This window comes from Arthrobacter sp. TmtSoilC79 (assembly GCF_059739405.1).
Genome location: NZ_AP046051.1, coordinates 2,584,752 through 2,604,675 on the forward strand (window position 1 = coordinate 2,584,752; position 19,924 = coordinate 2,604,675).

The following is a 19,924-nucleotide window of genomic DNA, read 5'->3' on the forward strand; positions in this document are numbered from 1 at the left end:
AGAGTTGTGGAAATTCAGGACACCCCGGCATCAGGCCGGGAGGTTCAGGAAGGTGCCCTGCAGGAAGATGAGTGGTGGGTTGGTGGCCCGAAGCTCCAGGGACTCGACGCGGCCGACTACCTGGTAGTGGTCCCCTATGAGGTCGATCTTGTAGCGGGTGCATTCCAAGGTGACAATGGCGTCGTTGAGCAGGGGCACTCCCCTGCTGGACGGGGTCCAGTCGACGTCACTGAAGCGGTCTTCCGAGCGCCGGGAGAATGCCTTGCAGAGTGCGGTTTGGTCCTGCCCCAGGATGTTGACTCCAAAATGGCTTGCTTCGTAGAGCCGGGGCCAGGTTGTAGATGCCTTGTCCACGAAGAACGCCACCAAAGGCGGTTCCAATGACACGGACGTGAAGGAACCTACCGTCATTCCTACCGGTCCGGACCTGGTGCCGGCTGTCACTACCGCAACGCTTGTTGGCACATGGCCCAGCACGCGACGGTAGATTAGTGATGGGTCCTCAACTGATGCTTCGGGAATGGTGGGGATGGACATTGGTGACCGTGCCTTAAAGGTTGATGGTTGGTTCCAGGCCCATCAGGACCCGACCGTAGGCTTCTTTGCCGATTTCAGGAGTGACAAAAGCGTGCCGGGCGGCGATTTCGGAGTCACGCCAGATCTGGTTAAGGACGTTGGCCTCGGCGAATGACCCTGCGCCGTTGGCGGTCATCAGGGCATCGATTGCCTGACCAACAAGTTCGGCAATAACCCCGGTGTCGTTACGGATACGCGCCCGGGTAGGAAGATCCAGCTGCTCACCGGCATCGGCTGCGGTGTCAATGTCCAGGCACATGCGGTTCAACAGCAACTCGGACATGTGCAGATTCGAAGCTGCCTTGGCCACTGCCAGTTGATGCGTCGGTGAATCCTTGGCGTTGCTGTACATGGAGTACGCCACCGGCTTGCCCGGGAGCTTGGCCAACGTAATCTCCAGTGCGTGGCGTGCCAAGCCGATCTGCGGAGCAATCAGGATCGCTGCTGCAACAGCGTTGAAAGCGACATTTGCCATGCGATCGTCTTTGTACGGTGACAAAAAGTTGGAGCTGAGCATGTTGCTCAGGCGCTGCACCCGGTGATCCGGCACGAAGTGGTCCTGAACGACGATCGTGTCGCTGCCGGTGCCCTTCATCCCAGCCACGAACCAGGTTGGCTCAATCGTCCAGGCTTCCGCGGGAATCAACGCCAGCGCCATGGGATCATCACCGTCGAGCAATACACCCAGGGTTGCCCAGTCTGCAGCGAAAGAACCTGAAGAATATGGCCACCGGCCGCTGACCAGGTAGCCACCCTCAACGCGTTCACTCTTGCTTCCGGGGCTGAATGTTCCTGCCACCTTGGCCAAGGGATTATTGCCGAACACTTCCTCCTGCGCCTGCTCGGAGAAGGTTGAAGCGAAGCCGGTGCCCACCATCATCAGCGTTGTTACCCAGCCTGTGGAACCGTCACCCCGGGCAATCTCCTGGGTTACCTCAACCGCTGTACGCAAGGAGGCCCCCATTCCCCCGTGACGTTTGGGAACCAACATCCGGAAAAGGCCGGCGTCCTCCAAAGCTGCAACTACTTCCGGAGCCACACGGCGGGCTTCTGAACCCTGGGCCGCGAACTCCCTTACCAAGGGAACCAGTGCGGTAGCGCGGGCTACCAGCTCAGAATCCGGCACGTTGATATCAGACAATTCGGTGATTGACGTCGCTGTCATGGTTCCTCTTTCATGTGGGTGAAATAAAATCGGCAGGCTTTTACCGCTGATCTTCAAGTGAAGTGTGAAATATTCGTCAGCAATCATTCAGATGCTGCTTGATGTAATAAGATTCGTGGAGAGTCGATGCCCTTTGGGTGTAATTCGTGTCTTCGCAGTCCGGCCAGATGTTGTCCGCCGCCCACGAATTGCACACATCATCCGCAGCTTTGAGGTTTGTAAAGAAAATGGAATCTCCAGCAGATCCCCCAATGCCGGGAAGTGGTACATTCACGCCGTTCCGACAGGCTGTTGGATTAGCTGTTCTGCGCCTCATCGCGCTTACCTTCCAATTTCTCCAAAGAGTTGTTGTGACTGCATCCAGTGTGCTCCGCTGCACTTGGTATTGGACGGGTCAAATGACCCCATCCGATACCTGTATTGTTGTCTGCATCACAGGAGGGTCATGAGTAACGAGGCAGTGACTGTTGGCTCCTTGGGGGGCCACAACCTGACGAGTTTCATTGGTCGACGCAATGAACTCGGAGCAGCAAGGGAGCTGATGTCACGCTCCCGCCTTCTGACGCTGGCCGGCCCCGGTGGTGTCGGGAAAACCAGGCTTGCAGCGGAGCTGGCCACCCGCACCCGCAAGGCCTTTCGTGACGGTGTTTGGATCGTTGAGCTTGCAGCCCTGGACGACGCCTCCCTGGTGGCTTCGCAGATTGCCGCATCCCTTCGCCTGCCCGATCAGTCGAACCGGTCACCCGCGGAAAGGCTTGCGGATTACATACAGGACCGCCAGCTCCTTTTGGTTTTGGATAACTGCGAGCATCTGCTCGGCGAAGTGCCCGCTTTGGTGGCAAAACTCATGGAAACCGCTCCGCAATTGCGCGTCATAGCCACCAGTCGGGAGCCCTTGGGGATCTTCGGCGAACAGGTTTACCAGGTACCTCCGCTCAGCGCTCCCGCTGCCGCTGACATCGAAGCCGGAACCATTGAGTCCTTTGAATCCGTCCGTCTGCTGGTTGACCGCGCCAAAAGCGTCCATGCCGGATTCGAGGTCACCGACGGCAACCGGCAGGCTATCGCCGAACTCTGCCGGATGCTGGATGGGATACCACTTGCAATCGAACTCGCGGCTTCACGGCTTCGCTCGGTCTCCGTGATCCAGCTGGTCGAAAGACTCGATCGTCGCTTTGAAATATTGACAGGCGGAAGCCGGGCCGCCATCCCGAGGCAACAGACGCTAAGGGCCTTGGTCGACTGGAGCTACGAGCTCTGTACCCGGGAAGAGCAAACACTGTGGGCGAGGCTTTCAGTATTTCCCGGCGGCTTCGACGTCGAAGCGGCCGAGGAAGTCTGCGGCTTCGGCGAGATCAGCAAGGCAGGCATCCTGGATCTCCTGGACCACCTTGTTGCAAAATCCCTGGTGGTTGCCGGAAATGTCATCGATCACGCTTACACAAGCGACCAGCCGCGGCGATACTGGCAGCTAATGACTTTCCGCGAGTATGGAGCATCCCTGCTTGAGCGTCGGGGCGAAGCGGCCGACCTACGGCGTCGGCAGCGGAACCACTACCTCCAAAAGGCTTCCGACACGGTCGCGACATGGTGTGGACCTGGGCAATCGAGCCGGCTTGCTGCCGCACATCGGGACCACACCAACATCCTCTTGGCTTTGGAATGGTCAGCAAGCACGCCCGGGGAGGAAACAACCGGGATGGAGCTGGCGGCCCTGCTGAGGTATCACTGGATAGCTGGTGGAAAACTCTCTGACGGGCGTCTATGGCTGGAACGGATGCTTGCCCTCGCCACCGACATGACACCGCAACGCGGAAACGCTCTGTGGGTGGCAGCGTGGGTGGCCCTCCTCCAGGGTGATCGCGGACCTGCTGAAGCATTTCTGGCCGAATGCCGTCAGATCGCCCGATCACTTGAAGACCCTGTTTTGGCCGCACATGCGGATCACTGGCAAGCCTTGTGCGAGGTTCTTGGAGGCCGGATCGGGCCCGCCATGGAACTTTTCAACAAAGCAGCAATTGTCCATCGCCTTCAAGAAGACCCCGCATCCGAACTCACGGCGATGTTCCTTTTGGCGTGGGCCCAGATGTACGGGGGGCGGATCGAGGAAGCCTTGGCCACGTGCCACGAAGTCCTGAATGAAAGCGGAAAGCATGGGGAACGGTGGAGCCTTGCTTACGGTTACGCCGTCATGGGCCTCTGTTACTGGCACTTGGGCCGGCTTGATGAGGCCCGAACATGCCAGGTCAAGGCCTTGGAGATCCAGCGGGATTTTCACGACGGACTGTGCATCGCACTCGTCGTAGAGCAAATGTCGTGGACGGCAGCGTCCAGCGGCCAGCTGGAAACAGCGGCAACACTTCTTCGCGCGACCCAGTCCGTATGGAAAGGGATCGGCACCACTGTCTTGGCCTTCGGTCCTCTGGCGACGGACTCCACGCAAACAACCGATCGGATCCGGAACGGATTGGGAGAGTCGCGCTTCCAGGCGATTCTGAACGGCGGACAGTCCCTGTCCAATGACCAGGCTGTTGAGCTGGCATTGAGCCTGGCCACGACCTCCTATGTTTCGTCCCCCGGACGCGCCGTTGATGAAGGACGCCACGCCAGCCGCCGGACCAAGAGGCCGGAATTCGTTGGAGCCTTCACCGCAAACGGACCCGCGCTGACTGAGCGGGAGGAGCAAGTCGCCAACCTTGTGGCTCTGGGGCAAAGCAATAAGGAGATAGCGGCCGAACTGGTGCTGTCTCCAAGAACTGTCAGCGGACATATCGAACGCATTCTTTCGAAGCTTGGGTTTACCTCGCGCACCCAAGTTGCCACATGGGTGGCAGGCCGCTCATCCGGTCCCTAGTGCGTGGGTCCGTGGTCAGCTGCCGACGGGGACTTGGGGCGTTCCCTCGTCCGGGTCTTCGACGTCCCAGCCTGCCCATGGGTAGGCCACGATACTCCCGGAAGTCCGGGAGCCGGGAAACTTTGGGGACGGGGACCGGGGGGTGGATGGCGAGACGAAGTGCAGGCCAAGCAGCCTTCCGAGGCTGATACCGGTGATGGTCATGGGAACTCCTCATTGAGTTTCGTGCTGTGCCGGCTTCTGCAGGCGACTATGACCAGCGTGCACTTCTTTGAACCCAGGAACAAATACTAAATTCGACAACTGCCATAGCCCGTGCATATGCCACCATCATCTATGTTTCCATAAAAAGGAATAGAGTTTGAATCCTTCAGTTTTCCGTTACATTATTAATGATCAGCCATTTCCTTTTGGCAGGATACAGAGATCGCACCTCACAGGTTTTGGAAAGGTAGCAGATGATTTACGAACACGCAGAGCTCAGGATCAATCCTGAAACTGAAGAAGAGTTTCTTGCAGAGTTTCCGGCAGCTACTCATCTGTTGCTGGCCGCCCAAGGTTGCCATTCAGTGGAATTGCAGGCCAGCGTGGATACAGCCGGCATCTATTTGCTGAGGGTGGGGTGGGAGAGCCTCGAGGACCACACAGTTGTTTTTCCGGGCACATCCCAGGCTGAAGTTCTTTACAAGATTCTCCTGGCCCACTGCCTCGAGGCACCCCATGTGGTTCATTTCAGTGGGCAGGACGTGCTGAACACCCGGTGAGCAGGTTCCCATGAGTACCGCGACGGCAGGAAGCGGAGTGCCCCGGCATCAACCTGGGCACTCCGCTTTATCGTGGTGCAGGAATCAAAATACTGAAACCGCGGCTCCAGCATCCTCCGCCGCCACTTCCTTGGCAGGGCGTTGAGGTACCAAAAGCGCAATGAGGCTGATGATGCCGATGGCCACGATCAGGGCGGAGACATAGATGGGATCGTTGCCGCCACGCGCTGCCAGAAGCGCAGTGGCTGCAAGAGGAACCAGCCCGCCGCCCAAAGTCGCCGACACCTGGTAAGCCAAGGATGCGCCCGTGTAGCGTGACTCCGCACCGAACATCTCGGAGATGAAGGCAGCGGTGGGTCCGTAAACCATGGCCTGGAGCAACGGGTTCCCAATCAGGAAAGCCAAGAAGAGCAACGCCAGGTTATCGGCGCCAATCATCAGCCACAGCGGGTGAATCAGGACGATCATGCCTACGACGCCGGTGATCATCACCTTGCGTCGCCCTATCCTGTCGGACAAAGCAGCGAACATGGGGATGGTGAACACGTGGATCACCTGTGTGGCCAGGCTGATCCAGAGAACATCCGAGCGGCTATGTCCTGCTGCAACGGCATACGGCATGGCAAAGGTAGCCAGCAGTGACTGGACCGCGAAAGCCATGATCGTTCCGAGGCAAGCGACCACCACCGCGCGGGGGTATTTCCGGAGGACCTGCAGGAGTGGATGTACGCGGCGTAGTTGTGACGATGCCGCCTGCCGCTGTGATTCCAGGAAGACGGGCGATTCTGCCACTTTGAGTCGCACGAAGAGTCCCACGCCCACCAGGACAGCGCTGAAGAGGAAGGGCAGGCGCCATCCCCAGCTCATAAAGGATTCCTCCGGCAACAAACTGCTCAGGGTAAATGCCACCGTGGCGAGGGCCGCGCCGGCCGGGCCGCCCATGTTGGCGAAGCTGGCGGAGAAGCCGCGCCGCTCAGGGGTTGAGTGCTCCATGGCCATCAGCGCCGCACCACCCCATTCCCCGCCCACGGCGATGCCTTGAATGATACGAAGCAGAATCAACAGTAAGGGCGCCCACTGTCCGATCATCGCCTGTGTTGGCAGAAGCCCGATGCAGAAGCTCGCGCCTCCCATCATCAGCATGGTCAGGACGAGCATTCGCTTCCGTCCAAGGCGATCCCCAAAGTGCCCAAAGATCAATCCGCCAAGGGGCCTTGCGAGGTATCCCACCGCCAGTGTGGCGAAAGACGCCACGATACCCAGCGCCGGCGACATGTTGGCGAAGTAAAGAGGGGCGAACACCAGACTTGCCGCCAACCCATAGAGCAGGAAGTCGTAGAACTCGATCGCTGTACCCATGAAGCTTGAGAAGAGCACCGTCTTCATTCGGCCGGATGTTTTAACTGACACTGAAACTCCTTTGTTTTGATGCTCGTTAATTGCTGTGGTAACCCCACGAAGGTCCCGATAGCGGCCGCAAGTCAGTAGGCCAGCAACAAGATCTGTTCCCGCCCGTACTGCAGGCCCGGGTGGCTCTCACTCAGATGGCGTTGCACCTCAAGGACAAGCTCATCGTCGTTGCCCCCCTCAAGAAGGGAGCCGCAGGGGCATGAAACGTATCGACGGCGGCTGGTGGTCATGGTACTGGGACCGTTGCGATGACTGGCTCCAGCCCGGCAACAAGGTCCGGGAGTTCGCCCCAGGCCACGGGTCTGCGAAGTTTGGCACGGAGTTGAACGAATTCCTGGCGCCGCTCGAAGGCCAGGACTCCACTGACGAAGTCACCTTCGCGGAAAAAGAACATCGATCCGTCATCACTCCGACTGGAAAGGACTGGTTGTCCCGCCGTCTGATAGCCGGCCCACTGCACCCGTTGACCGTGTTGGTCGGACCAGAAGAAGGGAACACTGACGAACGGAGTGAGGGGCGCCTTCTCCACGAAGCTGACGGCATTGAGCCCCGCAGCGCGGCCTTGTTCGGCCGCCGTCGTCCAGTGCTCGATCCTCATGGTGGCGTCGAAGCGGCCGTTGGGCCACCTCACGGCGTCACCCGCCGCGAACACGCCCTGGCAACTTTGGAGGTAGCGGTCTGTGAGGATTCCGTTCTCGAGTTCGATACCCGAAGAGGCCAACCACGAAACGGCCGGCCGGACCCCGACCCCCACTACGATCACGTCTGCGGCGACTTCACGACCGTCACTGAGTATCAGGAATCGCCGGCCATCCCGTTCCACAGTGCCGGTTGCACCCACTCCAAAAAAGGTGTCCACCCCATTGATGTGGTGCAAATCCTCGTAAACAGTGGAAATGGCTTCGCCGAAGCGGATTAACGGATGCTCGGCGAGGTCAATCAGAGACACCGCACGCCCGGCACTGGTAAGCGTGGATGCGAATTCCCCGCCAATGAAGCCGGCGCCGACGATGGCCACGGAGCGACCGGCATCCGTGAGGCTACGGCGCAGGGCCACCGAGTCTTCGAAGCGCCGCAACACGAAAACGTCCCTTTCGCCGCGGAAAACGGGAGGCATTATTGGTTCACAGCCCGTGGCAATCACGGCTGCGCGGTACGTGAGGTCGCCGTGGTGCGTGCTGACCACCCTGCGGTGGGGGTCAAGGGCAGTTGCGCTTTGTCCGAGTTGAAAATCCACGCCTTGCTCTTGGAGGGCCCGCGCCGAGGGGTAGATCAGCGACTCGATATCGACCTCATCGCTTAGTGGGATCTTGGACAGCGGCGGCAGCTCATACGGCAGGTGCTCTTCTGAACTGATCACCGTGACCTTGAGGCCAGGTGCCCGGCGGCTTGCGGCCTCTGCCGCGCGGAGTGCCGCCGTCGAGCCCCCAATGATCGCTATGTCCGTAGTTTTGTGGAGCATGCCCGTACTTCCCGTCTTTTCCAAAGTGAGCTGAATCACCGCTTTCCTCTACTGTGGGACTGGCGTTGATATTTCACAAATACCAAAATCTGAGGCTACATATCTATAAAATAGATGGCACTGAGGTGAGGTCGTCCCCGTTCAAGGCCGCCGTCACGAGTCCGCGGATTCCCTCTTCCGTCAATGGCCTCGGGTTGGCGTATTGGTTGCGGGTTGCCATGGCAACAACCGTCTCGACGTCGCTGTCGCCCAACCCGAGGCTGCGCAGCGAAGCCGGGGCGCCCAGTTCCACGCTCAGCCGACGGATGTAGCCTGCCGGATCTCCGGCTCCAGTGGCACGCTGCAGGGCCGCAATTGCCTCCGGGGCAAATGGGGCGTTGTAGTGCAGTGCGTAAGGGAGCACTACCGCGTGTGTCTCAGCGTGAGGCAGGTTGAAGGTGCCCCCTAAAATGTGGCACAGCTTGTGGTGGAGGGACATTGTGGTGGCCCCCAACGTTGCTCCGCACAGCCAAGCGCCGTAAAGGGCATCCGAACGGGCCTCGGGATGGCCCGGGTTTCCCGCAATCAATGGCAGGGCACTGATCATGGCGCGGGTTCCCTCCTCCGCCATCTGCGAGATGATGGGCGAGGCATCGGGTGCGTACAGGGCTTCCACCGCATGCGCTATGGCGTTGAAACCGCTGGTCACCGACATCCCCACCGGCAACGTCAACGTCAGATCGGGATCATAGATAACGCTTGTTGGCAGCACTTTGGGGTCGCGGCCGGTCTTCTTCTCACCGTCGGCGGTGAGCCCCCAGATAGGGGTCATTTCTGATCCGGCATAGGTCGTAGGCACCGCGATGATGGGGGCGCCGAACTCCAAGGCAATGGCTTTCCCCAATCCGGTGGTGGACCCGCCTCCCACTGCAACGTATCCATCAGCATCCGCGGCCTTCGCTGCCGCACGGGCACGGTGTGCTGACTCTATGGGCACATGCATCTCCGCCTCGGCATGGACACCCGCACTCGCATCGCCCAGTTGCCGGGAGACGTCCCTGGCCAGCTCCTCCTGGAACGGGGTGGACAGGACCAACACCCGTTTGAGGCCCAGGGCTGCAACTTCTTCGGAGAGTTTCTTAATGGACCCTGCGCCGAAAACCACCCGCATCGGCAGTGCTTGGTAACTGAAATCCTTCATCGGGACACCTCTTCGGGGACATGGATACGCTGCTGGGACGTCTGGATTTCGGGGTGCAGCCGAATGTCAATGACCCCCTCAACGAACGGGCAACCCACACCGAACGTTGAGGCAGCCACAGGGTCTTCGTTGGTGGTGAAGGCCGTTATGAGGCTTTCCTTAACCGCAAACACAGCATCGGATTCAATGTATTCACTACCGCCGATGAAGATGTGGGTTGTCAGTTCCCTGAAACCCGGCGCAGAGACAATGAAGTGGATGTGCGCGGGCCGGTAAGGATGCCTGCCGGTGGCATCAAGAAGGTCCCCCACCGGACCGTCGGTGGGAATCGGGTAGTAGCTGGGAACAACACTTCGGAAATAGAAGGCGCCGTCGTCGTCCGTCATGAAGAGACCCCTGCCATTGCCAACGCTCTGAATGCCGGGCTGCTGAACATCATAGAAGCCCTTGGTATTGGCCTGCCAGACGTCAATCCGGGCATTGGGAAGAGGACTGCCATCGACCGAAAGGACCTTGCCCCGGACCACGCAGACCGCACCGTCGCTCTCCGGGGAAATGTTCCCGCCAAGCTCCCGGGCCGGGGACTCCACCATGTGAAAGGGCCCCAGAACTGTGGAATCGGTCGCATCCGGGGTCTCAGCGTCATTGATGGTCTCCACCAACATGGAGACTCCCAAGACGTCGGAGAGCAAAATGAACTCCTGCCGGACGTCGCTGCACTTCTTACCCGTCGATGTGAGGAAATCGATGGCCGCCTCCCACTCCGGGATGCTGGGGCTTATCTCACGGACAAAGGTATGGAGGTTACGTGTCAAACTTTCCAGAATGGCCTTGAGCCGCTCATCCGAGGTGTTCTTGAAGCTTTCAATGACAGCCTCAGTCAGGGATTCCGGGCCGAGATCCGTGGTCATGGCTGACTTCCTTTCGATATCTGCTGGGAGTGATCTTGAAGAAAAGCCCTGAGCGCCGCTGCTGTTGCCCTCGGTTGCTCCAGGGGAAGAAAATGCCCGCTCTTTTCGATCACGACAAAGCGGGCATCCGGGAGTCCGGTGGCCAGGTCTTCGCCCAGTTCCGGTGGCGTGATGGTGTCTTCCGCCGCTCCAACAACCAGGGCCGGGCAGTTGAGCCCCTCCAAATCATCCCGACGGTCGTTGCGGTCCAGCACAGCAAGCTGCTGGTCGACGAAGACCCGCTCGCCCAGATCCCTGGTCATGGTTTCCACGACGTTCAGGACCGCGGGAATTCCCCGGGATACGGCCGGGGCCGTGCGACTGATGGCTTGCTGGAACCCTCCGGATTCTACGAGGGACACAAGGTTCCGGGAGTTCTCCCGGCGGTCCTCGGGTGCGGCAATTGCGGAGGTGTTGAACAAAGCCAGGGCCTTGACCCGCCCCGTGTTCCTGAGCGCTACCTCCAGCGCGACATAACCTCCCATTGAAATCCCCACCAGCACAAACTCCTCAGGTGCCAAGGACAGAACGTGATCAGCCATGGACTGGATGGTCCGCCCTTCGCCGCGGATCACTGTACAGTCGAACTCCCCCTTGAGTTCATCAATGACCGGCTGCCATAGCCGGGAGTCTGCGCCCAAAGCTGGCAACATGATCAGGGGAACAGTCTTCATAGCAGGTCCTTCCTTGGTGATTGCTGCGGAGGTCATGACGCTGCCCCGTCGACGTGCAACACGGTTCCGGAGGTAAAGGCGGCGGCGTCCGATACGAGGTAGGCCACAGCTGCGGCGATTTCGTGGCCGGTTCCAGGCCTGCCAACGGGAATCGCGGCAGAGGTGGCAGCCCTATCGTCCGGCGTCATCGCCTCGAACGAATCCCTGACCCTGCCGCTGGTGGGAAGGATCAACCCGGGGGCGATGGCATTGACGGTAATTCCGGTGCCGCCAAGGTCCTTGCCCAGCTGCTTTGTGAGGCTGACGATTCCGCCCTTCGAGGCCGCATAAGCCAGGCGGGCCCCCACGGTGCCCGACGGGCCGGCAAGCCCGTCCGCAACCAGCGACGAGAAATTCACGATCCGCCCGTAGCCGCGTTTCAGCATGACCGGTACTGCGTGCCGGGCGCATAGGAAGGTGCTGGTGAGGTTGCCATCAATGACCGAGCGCCATACCTCGCCGCTGAGCTCGGATAATTCACGGACCACCGCCGTGCCGCTTCCCCCGGCAGCACTGACAAGTGCATCAATGCGGCCGAATTCCGCCTCAATACGGGCGAACACCTCCTCAACCATGGCCTCGTCGGCCAGATCCCCGGAAAACGTCAGCACTTTGGCCTCCGGGGCCCTCTCCTTCAATCGCGCGGCAGCATACTGAAGCGACGGCCCGGACATATCAAGGAGGGCCAGATCGAAACCGTCATCCGCCAGACGGTCTGCGATGTCATTTCCGAGTCCGCCACCTGCGCCAGTGATGACAGCAACCGGGCGATCATTCATAGGGTGACTCACGCTGAGCCCTCTTCTTCCTTGGTAGCCAGCGCGTGGGCGCCGGACGTGAAACGGTCCAGTATGGCGTGTGCGCGGCGGAGCACAGGAGCGTCCACCATGGACCCGTCAACAGTGGCCACACCTCCCCCGCTGTTGATGGATCCCACAACGCGCCGTGCCCACGCGACGTCATCGTCTCCGGGGTGGAAAATGTGGTGGACCACGGCAACCTGCCGGGGATGGATGAGGAGCTTTCCGGTCATCCCCAGCTCCATGGCAGCGCGCAGGTCCCGCGCCAGACCGGCGTCGTCGTCGTACTTTGTTGTGACGCCGTCCAGCGGTCCTGGCAGGCCGCTTGCACGGGAGGCCAGCACCAGGGTTGACCGTGCCATCAGCATGGCGCGCTGGTTGGGGTGAGCCTCAACGTCCGCCGCAAAGTCAAGCTCTCCGAAGGCCAGGCGGGCCACACCGCGGGCACCGGCCAGCGACGTTGCTGCCAGGACTCCCGCAGCGGACTCCACCAGTGCAATGACGGGGCTACCCAGCGTTTCATGGACACTGGTAATCTGCGCGGGGCGCTCCGCTTTGGGCACCATGACCCCCAGGAGACCGGCGAGCCCCTTCAGCGGAGTAACGTCCTGCCCTGCCCTGATCCGCACCACGGCCTGGCCAGTGGCCCCCAACCACGTAGCGACCTCTTGCAAGGCCACGTCCTGGTTCACGCCGCTCACCGCGTCTTCGAGATCCAGTACTACGACATCAGCACCTGATTGCTCGGCTTTCCGGAAACGCTCAGGCCGGTCACCAGGGACAAAGAGAAAGGAACGGGCATCCTGAAGTTTCTTCCAATGACTCATGATGTTTCCAGCACTCCGAACTCTGCCAGTACGCGCTCTGTGTGTTCGCCGACTTCCGGCACGGTGCCCATCACAGGCTCCTGCCCCACGAAGGTGGCAGGAGGAATGAGTGCCTTCAAGGGTCCAACCGGTGAATCGTAGTTGCGCCACCGGTTGCGTGCCTTCAGCTGGGGATGGTCCGCGAAGCCGCGCATATCCCGCAACAACGCGTTGGCGATGCCGGCTTGTTCCAACAGGTCCAGCACGTCCTCAGCCGTGTATCCGGTGAGGGCCTCCTCAATGGCCGAGGTGAGGTCGGAACTGTGCAAAACCCGCAGGGAATTACGCACGAAGCGCTCGTCCAGTGCAAGCTCGGCGCGCCCCAGCACACGTTCGCAGAACGTTGCCCACTCCCGTTCGTTCTGAATCCCCAGGAAGACCTGCCGGGAATCACCGCAGGTGAAGGGGCCGTAAGGAGCGATTGCAGCATGGGAAGAGCCGGTCCGCTGAGGCGGCGCATCCCCGTACACCGCGTAGTTCATGGGATAGCCCATCCATTCACCGAGCGCCTCAAGCATGGACAATTCGATGGTTGCCCCCTCGCCGGTCTGCCCTCGCTGGAGCAGCGCAGTAAGAATTCCTGAATAGGCGTACATTCCCGAGGCAATGTCCGCAATGGAAATCCCTACTTTGGACGGTGTCTGGTCGGTGCCCGTTATGGACACCAGTCCCGCCTCGCACTGCACCAACAGGTCGTACGCTTTCTTGGATGAATAGGGGCCGTCCGCGCCGTAGCCTGAAATGGAGACATGTATCAGCCCGGGCCGCTCCGCCCGCAGGGCCTCCGCGCCCAGTCCCAAGCGCTCCGCAGCGCCAGGGGCAAGATTCTGGATGAAGATGTCAGCGTTCCGGACCAACTCGTGTACCGCACGATTTCCCTCGGTGCTCTTAAGATCCAGGGCCACTGACTCCTTGGACCGGTTCAACCACACAAAGTGACTCGCCATGCCTTTGACGGTTTCGTCATATCCACGGGCAAAGTCACCCGCTCCGGGCCGTTCAATCTTGATGACCCTTGCGCCAAGGTCGGCGAGCTGACGGGTGGCAAACGGTGCTGCCACTGCCTGCTCAAGAGAGACGACAGTAACGCCGCTCAGAGGAAGCATGATAAAACTCCTAAAAGTAGTGGTGCCGGCTTGCAGACGGAGGCAGATGCGTTTCTGTCAATGAACAAGCGACGGCGTTTCAAGCGTTTTGGTGAAGAACAGAACCTCTGCTGCCAAGTCGGGATCGTTGCCCATCCGCCGGAACAATTCCAAGTCACCGTCCCTCTGAACCGGGTCAGAGGAGTGGAAGATCAGCCGCTTGTTCGCGGTGGCGCGGGGACTGGCCTTATCAATAAAAGCGGAGCGGCGTAGTTCCGAGTAGGCATCCAGGACGGATTCTCCTGCTCGTCCTGCAATGACTGCTCCCAGTGCTTCGTTCAGAACATAAGAGTCGAACAGGCCCATGGTCAGGCCGAAACCGCCTGTCGGGTTGGTTGCATGGGCAGCATCACCGGCAAGGAGAACGCGGCCAACCCGGTAGGTTGGAGCACTGCGCTGGTGCATCCGGTAAGGCGCAATGGCATCCAACGTGATGCCTGCAGCCACCTCAGGGCCAAAAATCTGCTCCAAAAACCGCGGCAACCGCTCCACGACTCCCTCTTCCGGGAGCACTGCGTCCTCCATATAGGTGTACCGCCAGAGCCCATGCGGGCCCGAATTGTCGATCTTGACGATGATTGCCCCCAAGACGTCGTCCACATAGAACGTCGTTTGGGCCCACCCTTTGCGGTCATCGGGAAACCGGATATTGGCCGCGACAAAGCGCTCTGGCCACGTAAAGCCTTCAAAAGGAAGATTCAGTGCGTTGCGCACCGCGGATCCGGCTCCGTCAGCACCGATCAGCCATGGCGCCCGCAGCTGGACAGGATTTCCATCGTGTTCAGCTGCGACTCTGACCGCAGATTCGTCCTGGGAAATCCCAGTGATCTTATGTCCCCACAAGACACGTGCATTGGGCAGTTGTTCAAGGTGGCGGAGAATGATCCTGGCCAGCGCGCCTTGCCCAAGGTGGAGGTTATGCGGGTGCTTTACACGCCCCTCCAGGGCCTTCAAACCGTAGTGGATCGTCTCGCCCGTGTCCCGGACGTGGTGGGCATAGTCCTGTTTCAGGAAACCCGCCTCGGCGGCATCGTTGTACAACCCCAGACGTTCCAAACCATCCAGGGTGGACCAGTGATAGAGAATCGCCCGGGGAGCGTCGTTCGGCTCGGAAGAGCGTTCGACGACGGTAACGTCCAGCCCCTGCTGGGCCAGGCCCAGTGCGTTGAGCAGACCGGTAGGACCGGCCCCGGCCACAATGACCTGTTGCTCGTATTCCATGTTGCCTCCGTTGTAAACCTGTGAGTGACGTCGGCGTCACCTCCTTCACTAACCGTGATCCACCGGGCGGCATACATCAAATACCAATTTGTAGGGGTTTCCATATACTGAATGGATGGATCTTCGAAACGTAAGGTACTTCATAGCCGTGGCCGAGAACGGCTCCATCACTGAGGCATCCAATGCCTTGCGCATATCCCAGCCGCCTTTGAGCATGGCCATGGCCAAACTCGAGAAGGAACTGGGAGTGACCCTGTTTGACAGGAAACCCCGGGGGATCGAGCTGACGCCCGCTGGCGAGTATCTGCACCACGCAGGCCGCCGGCTCCTGGCTGAAGAGCGCAGGATTTCGGACACTCTCAAGTCCATGGGTCAGGGGCTTGCGGGCGAACTGCACCTTGGGTGCGAACCGATGTGCCTTTGGCGGATCGGCAGTACCAAAATCTCCCAGTTCCTCTCGATCTACCGCAATGTGACCCTTGACCTGACAGACGCAAACCCGAGAGTGCAGCTGGACCGGCTCGCTGACGGCACCCTCGATCTGGCCATCATGCCCATCGTGGCCGAGGAGCCGCTGCAAGCCGTCAACGGGGTGCACTTTGATGTCAAGGTGGTGGACGAACTGCCGCTGACGTTGATCGCACCCAAAGCCTGGGGCCTGGACGAATCCGAGCCCCTTGACGTGGGCTCACTGACGGATTCAACGTGGATCCTTCCGGCGCGGATACCCGGCGTGCGCATTCTCTGGCGCATCTGGGCCGACAAATTTGCACCATCCGGAGCCGCCCCCACCGAAATAATCCAAGTGCCCACCGTCATGACCGCGGCGCAATTGGTGGGTGCCGGCGTCGGGGTTTCGTTGTCCAGCCTGGAAATGGCCCGCCTTCATCCCGACGTAGCCCGGGTTCCTGTGGTGGGCGGATGGCCCAACGTCCCGATCGCCATCGTGCGGCGCAAGGAAGGAATCGTCACGCCAATCGCGGAGCGATTTGTCGAGCTGTTTCAGGGTGACTGAGCAGTCAGGGCAGCTCGACCAGCAATAAACGGTATATATCCTGTAGATGGGTACCCCGCAATATTGGTATTTGTGAAATACCTCGAACAGCAGCAATCTGGACCATGAACCATTTGAATGGTCGCTGCACCCCTTGCCCGGATAGCCGGGCCGCAACGGCCCAAGGATTTACGAGGAAGGGCATCCCCATGATCAAAGTCAACGTGGACCTGCAACGCTGCGATGCCAATGGCACCTGCGCAGCCTTAATGCCGGACGTGTTCCAGATCGAAAAAGACGGAACCCTGGTACAGCTGGCATCAGAGGTCCAGGATGATCGCGAAAACGATCTTGAAGAAGTGATTCTTTGCTGCCCGATGGGAGCGATCTCACGGTCATGACCGCCACAGTGCCAACCTTCGAGCTCTTCTCCCCGCACGCTGCGGATCACGCCGGCGGTGCGCTGGCCCAAGGGGGAATCGCGGCCGGTTCCGACGGTTACGCCATCCTCTCCTACCAACTTGCCACCGAGGTGCTGCGCAATCCCCGGTTCGCCAACTCAGCATTGAGGCTGATGGAAGAATTTGGCATCCGCAACGGCCCCGTCCATGGATTCCGGGCGCGGAGCATCATCATGCAGGACGGTGCGCAGCAACTCCGGTTGCGAACACCCCTGGCCCGCTTCATGGGCCCGGCAACAGTCCAGAACACCCGGGAAGTGCTCACGGAGATCGTCGCGGGCATCTTCAACGATGTGGACGATACAAAACCGGTGGACTTCCACTCCAGCGTGGATCGCAGAATCCCCTCCTTGGTCTATTGCCACCTGGCCGGAGCTCCGCAAAGCGATGCACCCAAAGTCCAGGAGCTGTCAGAACGGACGTTGGCCCTCCTTGCCCGGGACCCCAGCCTCAAGCCCGACATCCTGGCCGCGTACGACGAACTGTTCCAGTACCTTCAGGATCTGATGCAGCGCAAACGCCAAGCGGGTTTGGGCGAGGACATGCTGTCCCATCTGATGACACTGGCCGACGACGGCAAACTCACAGACCAGGAACTCTTTGATGAAGCGACGTCCATGCTCGAGGCAAGCTCCGTGAATACGGGACACCAAATCGGTCTGGTCGTGTGGAATCTGCTGGGCAACCGTGACGTTTGGCGTGAGATCGTAGCTGATCCGTCATGGATTCCGGCTGCGGTCATGGAAGCACTTCGCCTCTACCCCCGGACGGGTGTCATCAGCAAGATCGCCGAAGAGGAGATGGAGGTGGGTGGCATCACCATTCCCGCCGGGGCCGACGTACACGTTGCAGTGTGGTCGGCCAACCGGGACCCGGAACGTTTTGAGAACCCCGGCGAGTTCATTCTGGGCAGGGAGCGGAACCAGCCGTTGACGTTCAGCACAGGCCCCCACAATTGCCTGGGACAGGGAATGGCCAAGGTGGAAATCGAGGAGGTAGTTGGTTACCTGGCCCGCCATTATCCCAACGCCCGGGTGGTTGACGATGCCACGACAATCACCCAAACCGCCGGCCGATGGACCATCAAGCAGCTCACTGTCGAGACCGGCACCCGGGCTGAGGACACCCATGACATCTGAGAACCCCTCCCCGCAGTCGCTGACGGAAATTCTCTCGGCGCACTGGTCCGGAATGAGCTTTGATGACCTGCCGCCCGGCGTGGTGTCCTCCATGAAGGACCACATCCTGGACACATTGGCCGTGGCGATGGCAGGCATCCCATCAGAGGAGTCCCGCCGTGTCCGGCATGCGCTGTCCGGCATGTCCAACGGCGGCCCCTGCCTTGTGTGGGGTACCGGCGATCGGCTGAATCCCGCTCACGCAGCGCTTGCCAATGGAACCGCCGCCCATGCCCGGGATTTCGACGACGGCGGCGGCCCTGGTCACGCCGGCTCTGCAACCCTTCCAGCAGCGATTGCTGCTGCAGAACTTCTGGGATCCAACGGCCGGGACCTCATCGTCGCCGCGTGCGCGGGATACGACATCAGCTACCGGCTTTTGCAGGGAGTCGGTGGATTCGCTGCCCACACCGACCGCGGCTGGCACTCCACCGGAACCTTTGGCACCTTCGCGGCGGCTGCCGCGTGCGCGAAGATACTCGGCTTGGAACCTGCTGCATTCGCCAATGCTTTGGGAATTGCGGGTTCCTTTACCGGGGGAATTTGGGCATTCATCGAGGACGGTGCGTGGACCAAAAGGCTGCATCCGGGTAAAGCCGGCGAATCGGGCATTGACGCGGCCTTCCTGGCGAGGGCGGGCATCACCGGCCCGCATCAGGTCTTTGAGGCACCGTGGGGTGGAATCATCGCCACGTACGCCGGCGGCCGGGGTTTTCCGGAACGGGTTACTGCCGGACTGGGCCGGACCTTCAACGTCTCCACTTCCTATCTGAAGCCATATGCCTGCTGCAGGGGAAGCCATTCGACAATCGATGCCGTGATGCAGCTGATCTCGGAGCGGAACCTGCAGCCCTCCGATGTCAGCAGCGTCACTGTCACCGCGGGGACAACTGCGATCAACATGCTCACCGTTGATCCCATAGAAACCGTGTTCGACGCTCAGTTCAGCCTGCCGTACGCCATCAGCGTGGCGCTGGAAAACCGTTCAGTCGGGCTGGACCAATTCGATCCACCCCGAATATCGGAACCCCGCATCCAGGAAACCTTCGCCAAGATCTCCATGGTGTTGGACCCCTCAATCGAACTTGAAGAAGGACCGCGCCTTGAGTTCGAGCTGACGTCCGGTGAAAGAATCACGCTCCTTGCCGGAAACCCGACCGATGCCAAGGGGTCTGAAAAGAACCCCATGACCCATGACGAGGTGGTCGCAAAAGCACGGTCCCTCCTCCGCCCCTACGGCAACGAGGCCACCGCCCAACTCATCGACGCCGTGGAAAATCTGGATTCCGAGCCCACCCTTGACAACCTGGTCAGCGCCCTGGGCGCCACACCCCTAGCCAATTGGAGAGAGACCCATCATGACACCAACAACCTTGACCGAGCGGGTCGTTCGCACTGAAGTCATTGCTTCTGAGCCCGTAGAAGCCCTGGCTGCCGCGCTGGACATCGAAGTCCCTTTCACCCAAGGCACGTCCGTCCCCCCACTCTGGCATTGGCTCTATTTGTTGGAGCGGAACCGCCACAGTGAACTCGGTCCGGACGGACATCCCACCGTAGGCATTCCTGCGCCCCCCGGTCCCGGACGGCGCAGGATGTTCGCCGGAGGGCGCGTCTCAACCTTCGGTCATCTGACCGTTGGAACGCCGGCTACAAAAGTCATCTCCATCGCAGGCTCCGTTGAGAAGACGGGCCGGACCGGGCCCCTGACGTTCACCACGGTCCGTCATGAAATCTTCCAAAACAACCAGCTGGTCATCCGTGAGGAACAGGACATCGTGTACCGCGCACCTGGCAAGGGATCGCTCCCTGCCCCGCCATCCCCTCCTGCGCCGCCGGCGGGTCCCGTGCTGAGCCAAGCTGCCGATGAACGCCTGCTGTTCAGGTTTTCCGCACTCACGTACAACGCGCACAGAATCCACTACGACCTCGATTGGTGCCTGAACGAGGGGTACGACGGGCTGGTGATCCACGGCCCGCTGCTGGCGCTGATGATGGGCGAGCACATGCGCCGTGAGGGAATCGGCTTGTTGGGCAAAACTTTCAGCTACCGGCTTGCCTCCCCCATGACCAAGCCGCAGACCTTCTCGATTGTGCCGGGCCCGGACGGCTTGGAGAAGGGCGCGGAAGCCCGCAGCGCCGACGATGCAATTTGCGCGATCAGCACCCTTTCCGAGGTCTGAAAGAG

The 19,924-nt window shown here is 60.4% G+C and carries 19 protein-coding genes; 7 read left to right on the plus strand and 12 right to left on the minus strand.

Annotated elements, in window-relative coordinates:
- Positions 1–30 precede the first annotated feature (30 nt).
- Both AC6JA3_RS11915 and AC6JA3_RS11920 read right to left on the minus strand, forming a co-directional pair.
- Positions 31–537, minus strand: a complete 507-nt coding sequence (locus AC6JA3_RS11915) for a flavin reductase family protein (protein WP_026540431.1) — start codon at positions 535–537, stop codon at positions 31–33.
- 13 nt (positions 538–550) lie between these two features.
- On the minus strand, positions 551–1,741 hold the full coding sequence (locus AC6JA3_RS11920) for an acyl-CoA dehydrogenase family protein (RefSeq protein ID WP_026546643.1): 1,191 nt from the start codon (positions 1,739–1,741) through the stop codon (positions 551–553).
- Between the two features lie 445 nt (positions 1,742–2,186).
- Between AC6JA3_RS11920 and AC6JA3_RS11925 the strand changes: the two genes are divergently transcribed.
- Positions 2,187–4,595, plus strand: a complete 2,409-nt coding sequence (locus AC6JA3_RS11925) for an ATP-binding protein (protein WP_347783462.1) — start codon at positions 2,187–2,189, stop codon at positions 4,593–4,595.
- 15 nt (positions 4,596–4,610) lie between these two features.
- Here AC6JA3_RS11925 and AC6JA3_RS11930 read toward each other — a convergent pair whose 3' ends face one another.
- Positions 4,611–4,799 carry a hypothetical protein gene (locus AC6JA3_RS11930; protein ID WP_091551589.1) on the minus strand — a complete coding sequence of 63 codons (189 nt, stop codon included), beginning with the start codon at positions 4,797–4,799 and terminating at the stop codon, positions 4,611–4,613.
- A 254-nt stretch (positions 4,800–5,053) separates the two neighbouring features.
- Between AC6JA3_RS11930 and AC6JA3_RS11935 the strand changes: the two genes are divergently transcribed.
- Positions 5,054–5,359, plus strand: coding sequence for an antibiotic biosynthesis monooxygenase family protein (locus tag AC6JA3_RS11935; RefSeq protein ID WP_347783463.1), 306 nt, complete (start codon positions 5,054–5,056; stop codon positions 5,357–5,359).
- Positions 5,360–5,443: 84 nt separating this feature from the next.
- Here the strand turns inward: AC6JA3_RS11935 and AC6JA3_RS11940 are convergent, their stop codons facing one another.
- The 9 genes from AC6JA3_RS11940 to AC6JA3_RS11980 form a co-directional block, all read right to left on the minus strand.
- Positions 5,444–6,769, minus strand: coding sequence for an MFS transporter (locus AC6JA3_RS11940; protein WP_043432139.1), 1,326 nt, complete (start codon positions 6,767–6,769; stop codon positions 5,444–5,446).
- A 226-nt stretch (positions 6,770–6,995) separates the two neighbouring features.
- Positions 6,996–8,270 (minus strand): NAD(P)/FAD-dependent oxidoreductase, encoded by a 1,275-nt coding sequence (locus tag AC6JA3_RS11945; RefSeq protein ID WP_209320058.1) that lies wholly within the window; start codon positions 8,268–8,270, stop codon positions 6,996–6,998.
- 64 nt (positions 8,271–8,334) lie between these two features.
- A complete protein-coding gene (locus tag AC6JA3_RS11950) occupies positions 8,335–9,411 on the minus strand; it encodes a maleylacetate reductase (RefSeq protein WP_347783464.1) in 1,077 nt (358 codons plus the stop codon).
- Entirely contained in the window at positions 9,408–10,322 is a 915-nt protein-coding gene (locus AC6JA3_RS11955; protein ID WP_347783465.1) for a dioxygenase family protein, read from the minus strand. The genes AC6JA3_RS11950 and AC6JA3_RS11955 overlap by 4 nt, the downstream gene beginning before the upstream one ends.
- The gene (locus AC6JA3_RS11960; protein ID WP_202900153.1) at positions 10,319–11,071 is read right to left on the minus strand and encodes an alpha/beta fold hydrolase; all 753 of its coding nucleotides are present in this window, start codon (positions 11,069–11,071) and stop codon (positions 10,319–10,321) included. Before AC6JA3_RS11960 ends, AC6JA3_RS11955 begins: the two co-directional genes overlap by 4 nt.
- On the minus strand, positions 11,068–11,853 hold the full coding sequence (locus tag AC6JA3_RS11965) for an SDR family oxidoreductase (protein ID WP_035760630.1): 786 nt from the start codon (positions 11,851–11,853) through the stop codon (positions 11,068–11,070). Before AC6JA3_RS11965 ends, AC6JA3_RS11960 begins: the two co-directional genes overlap by 4 nt.
- 8 nt (positions 11,854–11,861) lie before the next feature.
- Positions 11,862–12,701, minus strand: coding sequence for an HpcH/HpaI aldolase/citrate lyase family protein (locus AC6JA3_RS11970; RefSeq protein ID WP_497920138.1), 840 nt, complete (start codon positions 12,699–12,701; stop codon positions 11,862–11,864).
- Positions 12,698–13,846, minus strand: coding sequence for a CaiB/BaiF CoA transferase family protein (locus AC6JA3_RS11975; protein WP_347783466.1), 1,149 nt, complete (start codon positions 13,844–13,846; stop codon positions 12,698–12,700). The genes AC6JA3_RS11970 and AC6JA3_RS11975 overlap by 4 nt, the downstream gene beginning before the upstream one ends.
- Positions 13,847–13,903: 57 nt before the next feature.
- Positions 13,904–15,106, minus strand: a complete 1,203-nt coding sequence (locus AC6JA3_RS11980; RefSeq protein ID WP_347783467.1) for an FAD-dependent oxidoreductase — start codon at positions 15,104–15,106, stop codon at positions 13,904–13,906.
- A gap of 115 nt (positions 15,107–15,221) precedes the next feature.
- On the opposite strand from AC6JA3_RS11980, the gene AC6JA3_RS11985 reads away from it, so the two are divergent.
- The 5 genes from AC6JA3_RS11985 to AC6JA3_RS12005 all read left to right on the plus strand — a co-directional run bounded on the left by AC6JA3_RS11985 (position 15,222) and on the right by AC6JA3_RS12005 (position 19,919).
- On the plus strand, positions 15,222–16,121 hold the full coding sequence (locus tag AC6JA3_RS11985) for a LysR family transcriptional regulator (RefSeq protein WP_347783468.1): 900 nt from the start codon (positions 15,222–15,224) through the stop codon (positions 16,119–16,121).
- 188 nt (positions 16,122–16,309) lie between these two features.
- Positions 16,310–16,501 (plus strand): ferredoxin, encoded by a 192-nt coding sequence (locus AC6JA3_RS11990; protein WP_035760629.1) that lies wholly within the window; start codon positions 16,310–16,312, stop codon positions 16,499–16,501.
- A complete protein-coding gene (locus AC6JA3_RS11995) occupies positions 16,498–17,700 on the plus strand; it encodes a cytochrome P450 (protein WP_026546636.1) in 1,203 nt (400 codons plus the stop codon). Before AC6JA3_RS11990 ends, AC6JA3_RS11995 begins: the two co-directional genes overlap by 4 nt.
- Positions 17,690–19,138 carry an MmgE/PrpD family protein gene (locus AC6JA3_RS12000; RefSeq protein ID WP_347783469.1) on the plus strand — a complete coding sequence of 483 codons (1,449 nt, stop codon included), beginning with the start codon at positions 17,690–17,692 and terminating at the stop codon, positions 19,136–19,138. Before AC6JA3_RS11995 ends, AC6JA3_RS12000 begins: the two co-directional genes overlap by 11 nt.
- The gene (locus AC6JA3_RS12005; protein WP_347783470.1) at positions 19,098–19,919 is read left to right on the plus strand and encodes an HTD2 family dehydratase; all 822 of its coding nucleotides are present in this window, start codon (positions 19,098–19,100) and stop codon (positions 19,917–19,919) included. The genes AC6JA3_RS12000 and AC6JA3_RS12005 overlap by 41 nt, the downstream gene beginning before the upstream one ends.
- Positions 19,920–19,924: the final 5 nt, after the last annotated feature.

What these genes read in the sequence shown, in the direction of transcription:
- AC6JA3_RS11915 (WP_026540431.1), bottom strand. Translation starts at nt 537, where the DNA reads ATGTCCATCCCCACCATTCCCGAAGCATCAGTTGAGGACCCATCACTA.
- AC6JA3_RS11920 (WP_026546643.1), bottom strand. Translation starts at nt 1,741, where the DNA reads ATGACAGCGACGTCAATCACCGAATTGTCTGATATCAACGTGCCGGAT.
- AC6JA3_RS11925 (WP_347783462.1), top strand. Translation starts at nt 2,187, where the DNA reads ATGAGTAACGAGGCAGTGACTGTTGGCTCCTTGGGGGGCCACAACCTG.
- AC6JA3_RS11930 (WP_091551589.1), bottom strand. Translation starts at nt 4,799, where the DNA reads ATGACCATCACCGGTATCAGCCTCGGAAGGCTGCTTGGCCTGCACTTC.
- AC6JA3_RS11935 (WP_347783463.1), top strand. Translation starts at nt 5,054, where the DNA reads ATGATTTACGAACACGCAGAGCTCAGGATCAATCCTGAAACTGAAGAA.
- AC6JA3_RS11950 (WP_347783464.1), bottom strand. Translation starts at nt 9,411, where the DNA reads ATGAAGGATTTCAGTTACCAAGCACTGCCGATGCGGGTGGTTTTCGGC.
- AC6JA3_RS11955 (WP_347783465.1), bottom strand. Translation starts at nt 10,322, where the DNA reads ATGACCACGGATCTCGGCCCGGAATCCCTGACTGAGGCTGTCATTGAA.
- AC6JA3_RS11960 (WP_202900153.1), bottom strand. Translation starts at nt 11,071, where the DNA reads ATGACCTCCGCAGCAATCACCAAGGAAGGACCTGCTATGAAGACTGTT.
- AC6JA3_RS11965 (WP_035760630.1), bottom strand. Translation starts at nt 11,853, where the DNA reads ATGAATGATCGCCCGGTTGCTGTCATCACTGGCGCAGGTGGCGGACTC.
- AC6JA3_RS11970 (WP_497920138.1), bottom strand. Translation starts at nt 12,701, where the DNA reads ATGAGTCATTGGAAGAAACTTCAGGATGCCCGTTCCTTTCTCTTTGTC.
- AC6JA3_RS11975 (WP_347783466.1), bottom strand. Translation starts at nt 13,846, where the DNA reads ATGCTTCCTCTGAGCGGCGTTACTGTCGTCTCTCTTGAGCAGGCAGTG.
- AC6JA3_RS11980 (WP_347783467.1), bottom strand. Translation starts at nt 15,106, where the DNA reads ATGGAATACGAGCAACAGGTCATTGTGGCCGGGGCCGGTCCTACCGGT.
- AC6JA3_RS11985 (WP_347783468.1), top strand. Translation starts at nt 15,222, where the DNA reads ATGGATCTTCGAAACGTAAGGTACTTCATAGCCGTGGCCGAGAACGGC.
- AC6JA3_RS11990 (WP_035760629.1), top strand. Translation starts at nt 16,310, where the DNA reads ATGATCAAAGTCAACGTGGACCTGCAACGCTGCGATGCCAATGGCACC.
- AC6JA3_RS11995 (WP_026546636.1), top strand. Translation starts at nt 16,498, where the DNA reads ATGACCGCCACAGTGCCAACCTTCGAGCTCTTCTCCCCGCACGCTGCG.
- AC6JA3_RS12000 (WP_347783469.1), top strand. Translation starts at nt 17,690, where the DNA reads ATGACATCTGAGAACCCCTCCCCGCAGTCGCTGACGGAAATTCTCTCG.
- AC6JA3_RS12005 (WP_347783470.1), top strand. Translation starts at nt 19,098, where the DNA reads ATGACACCAACAACCTTGACCGAGCGGGTCGTTCGCACTGAAGTCATT.